Genomic DNA, 3,238 nt, shown 5'->3' with positions numbered 1-3,238 from the left:
GGAAGGGGCCCTTTGTGCATGCCCCGTGACGCTCCGAACCCAATGTGGTTCAGGGGATGACGCGACCGATGTCGTTGTCTCGCTGATGGATCTGTTCAATCTCACCCCAGGGTGGCGGACCACCCAAACGCCAGGGGACTTGCTTCGCGTCTGACGCGTGGATCGATCGCCTGGCGGCGGTGACGAACTCCCGTTGTGCAGCGTCGAGTTTCGTATGAATCTGACGAAGCATCGCCATGTCCTTTGGCTCCCCGAACGGGAAGGCACTGAACTCTCCTACGACTGAGGCGAGTTGCTCCGCAGCGATCCCCATATCGGTATCGGCTACCAGGCTGACCGACACCAAGGCGGCCTGCACAACCCGGAAGCCTCGCTCACGGCCGGTGAACGAGGCGAGGAGCAGTTGGCCGCCGCCTGCGGTGTCCTGGCCGAAGCGGCGGCGGCCGGGTCTTGTGGGGCGTGGGGGATCGCGACGTGGAATCCGCGCGCCGTCGCCACGCTCGATGCCCCGCTTCCGGTCGCGCCGGACGTCCTGATGGTCAGATCCGGGCTGCTCGTCGGCCCCGAGGTCCTGGCCACTGGTGAAGTCCTGGTCGGCCGTGGTGGTGCCGGAGGCGACAGCGATCACGCCGGCTCCAGAATCCTAAGCACGTCACCTGCACCCTTGCGGCTGTACCGCGACGAGTCATAGACCCACAAGCAGTCCGACTCGCCGTCGAGAAGCGCCTGTACCGCCTCGTCGAAATCCGGACGCTTGACCCCGGCCTCGTAAGCGGACAGGTTCTCGCGGAAGACGCGGCGGATCGTGTAACCGTGCCGCTTGCCCCAGGCCCGCCCCTGGCTCTCCTGCGACTTCAACGACAGGATGTCTCGCGTGGTGGTTCCCCGGACCACCTGGGACTTCCGAAGGAGAAGATCCAGGTACCTCACCCTGCTCGCCATGGCCCCACACTCCGATCAGCAGAGCGCGTCCGCATCCAGAGGTGGAACCTGACTACGCGCTCTGGGGCGGCTACTGCGCCACCATCGCGCAGGCGCTGCGCAGCTGGTACGGCTTCTCCGACGAGGCCTGCGCGTTCTTCGGCTTCTTCGCCCAGCCCGCGCCCGAGCTGGAGCAGCAGGCCGCCGACGCCCTGGGCCCGGATCGACTGGACGGGCCGACCCTGGCCGCCGCACACGAGTACGGGCTGCTGCTCCAGGCCTACGAGCACCTGGTCTGGGACATCCTGGGCGTCATCGGCGCCTGAGCCCGGATCGCCCCGGGCCCGCGGGGCCTCAGGCCTGCCAGTGCGGCTTCCCGCTGACCATCCGGCAGTAGATCACCCGGCCGCCGGCCTCGTGGGTGCTCTTGCCCAGGTCCGCGGTGCGGCAGAACTGCCCGGCCTCGTAGCAGTTGCCCGCGGCCGAGCGGATGTCGCACCCGGCGCCGGCCGCCGCCGGAGGCTCCGGGTCGGTCGGCGGCTGGGCGGTGGTCACCTTCGGCTGCGGCGCCTTGGTGGCGGGTGGCTGCGCGGGGGCGCTCGGCTGGGCCGGAGGCGCGACCGGCGGGGGCGTGGCCACCGGCGCCGCGGGGGCCGGCTGGGCCGGCGGGCTGCTGACCGGGGCCGGGGCGGCGGGCGCCGCCGGCGGGGTGGTCACCGCGGTCGTGGTGGTGGCGACGGTCGGTGTGGCCGAGGCCGTGGCACCGCCGTCGGCCGCCGACGGGTCGCACCCGGTCAGTGCCAGACCGACGGTGAGGACGAGTCCGGCGAATCCGGCCAGGCCGGCCCGACGGCGACCGGCTATCCGTGAAGGCATGGGAGGAGAACGCTCCGTTCCGTATGGATGAGTCGTGCGATTCAAGCAGGAACCGCACACGCACCGTCCACCGAACCCCCACTCGTTGGCAGATCGAGACCTTCCGGCCACCGGCCGAGCGCATCGGGCGAAACACGGCAGCCGAAGACAGCAGCAGGAGAACCCGGCCGAACGCCGCGGCCGCCCGGCCGGCCCGCCGATCGACCGTCAGCGCAGCCCCGCCGTCCGGCGCTCGAACACCTCGGGGCGGGCGGTCTCCAGCGCCGTGGAGACCGCGCCGAGGAGCACCGCCTCCTCCCCCAGCAGGCTCGGCGCGAGCGTCGGACGCATCGGGGCGAGCCGGTGCAGGGCCTGCTCCAGCGGTTCCAGGAGCAGGTCGGCGCTGCTGCCGATCCCGCCGCCCAGCACCACCAGGTCCGGGTCCAGGACGGCCGACAGCACGGCCACCGCGTAGGCGAGCCGCTCGGCCTCCCGCTCCACCGCCCGGACCGCCGCGGGCTCCCCGGCCCGGGCCCGCTCGAACACCTGCTTCGCCGTCAGCTGCCGCGCGGCGGACTCCCCGTCCAGCCCGAAGTCCCGGGCGGCACGCACCACGGCGTCCGCGGCGGCGTCCTGCTCGATGGTCGCGCCCGGCTCGCCGGACCGCCCGGGCAGCGGGACCAGGCCGATCTCGCCCAGCGCGCCGTGCGCGCCGAGCAGCAGCTCGCCGTCCTTCACCACGCCCAGCCCGAGGCCGGTGCCGACCAGCAGGTACGCGAACATCCGGCTGCCCCGGCCGGCACCCAGGGTGTACTCGCCGAGCGCCGCCAGGTTGGCGTCGTTGGCCACCGAGACGGCCGTTCCCAGGCCCTCCCCTATCCGGTCGAACAGTCCCGGCCTGCCCCAGCCGGGCAGGCTGCTGGCGTAGCGCACCCCGCGCCGCTGCTCGTCCCACACCCCCGGGGTGCCGATCACCGCGTGCACGATGTCCCCGGCGGCCAGGCCCGCCTCGGCGATCGCCTCGTGCGCGGCGGCGACCACGGCGTCCGCGACGGCGTTCGCCGAGCGGCCCCGGTTGGCGACGTCCCGGCGGGCGATCACCGTCCCGGCCAGGTCGGCCACCGCCACCCGCAGCCGGGCCCGGCCGATGTCCACGCCGAGCACGTGCCCGGCCGTCGGGTCGACCTCGTACAGCACGGCGGTGCGGCCCCGCTCGGGGGCCAGTCGCCCGGCCTCCCGGACCAGGCCCGCCCGCTCCAGCTCGGCCAGGGCGGCCGAGACCGTCGGCTTGGACAGCCCGGTGTCCCGGGCCAGCTGGGCGCGCGAGGAGCCGCCGCCCGTGCGCAGCAGCTCCAGCAGGAGCCACTCGTTGTTGCTGCGCAGCCGCTGCCGGTTCCACGGCACCCCGGGGGCCCCGGCCGCCGGGCGACTGGTCGGCTGGTGGGGGCTCATCGGGTTCCTC

At 73.5% G+C, this 3,238-nt stretch carries 5 protein-coding genes; 1 reads left to right on the top strand and 4 read right to left on the bottom strand.

Annotation, left to right across the window (positions count from 1 at the left end):
* Positions 1-49 precede the first annotated feature (49 nt).
* Complete coding sequence (locus ACIQOV_RS34160; protein ID WP_401054675.1) at positions 50-628, bottom strand: hypothetical protein; 579 nt, start codon at positions 626-628, stop codon at positions 50-52.
* Positions 625-942, bottom strand: a complete 318-nt coding sequence (locus ACIQOV_RS34155; RefSeq protein ID WP_401054673.1) for a recombinase family protein — start codon at positions 940-942, stop codon at positions 625-627. Before ACIQOV_RS34155 ends, ACIQOV_RS34160 begins: the two co-directional genes overlap by 4 nt.
* Before the next feature lie 41 nt (positions 943-983).
* On the opposite strand from ACIQOV_RS34155, the gene ACIQOV_RS34150 reads away from it, so the two are divergent.
* Positions 984-1,247, top strand: coding sequence for a hypothetical protein (locus ACIQOV_RS34150; RefSeq protein ID WP_401054672.1), 264 nt, complete (start codon positions 984-986; stop codon positions 1,245-1,247).
* A gap of 28 nt (positions 1,248-1,275) precedes the next feature.
* On the opposite strand, the gene ACIQOV_RS34145 is transcribed toward ACIQOV_RS34150, so the two are convergent.
* Entirely contained in the window at positions 1,276-1,797 is a 522-nt protein-coding gene (locus ACIQOV_RS34145; RefSeq protein ID WP_401054671.1) for a hypothetical protein, read from the bottom strand.
* Positions 1,798-2,004: 207 nt separating this feature from the next.
* Positions 2,005-3,228, bottom strand: coding sequence for an ROK family protein (locus ACIQOV_RS34140; protein WP_401054677.1), 1,224 nt, complete (start codon positions 3,226-3,228; stop codon positions 2,005-2,007).
* Positions 3,229-3,238: the final 10 nt, after the last annotated feature.

The organism is Kitasatospora sp. NPDC091257, assembly GCF_044757675.1.
Lineage (GTDB): Bacteria > Actinomycetota > Actinomycetes > Streptomycetales > Streptomycetaceae > Kitasatospora > Kitasatospora lactacystinica.
The sequence above is the reverse complement of the archived record's forward strand: the minus strand, read 5'-3'. Positions and strand labels throughout refer to the sequence as shown.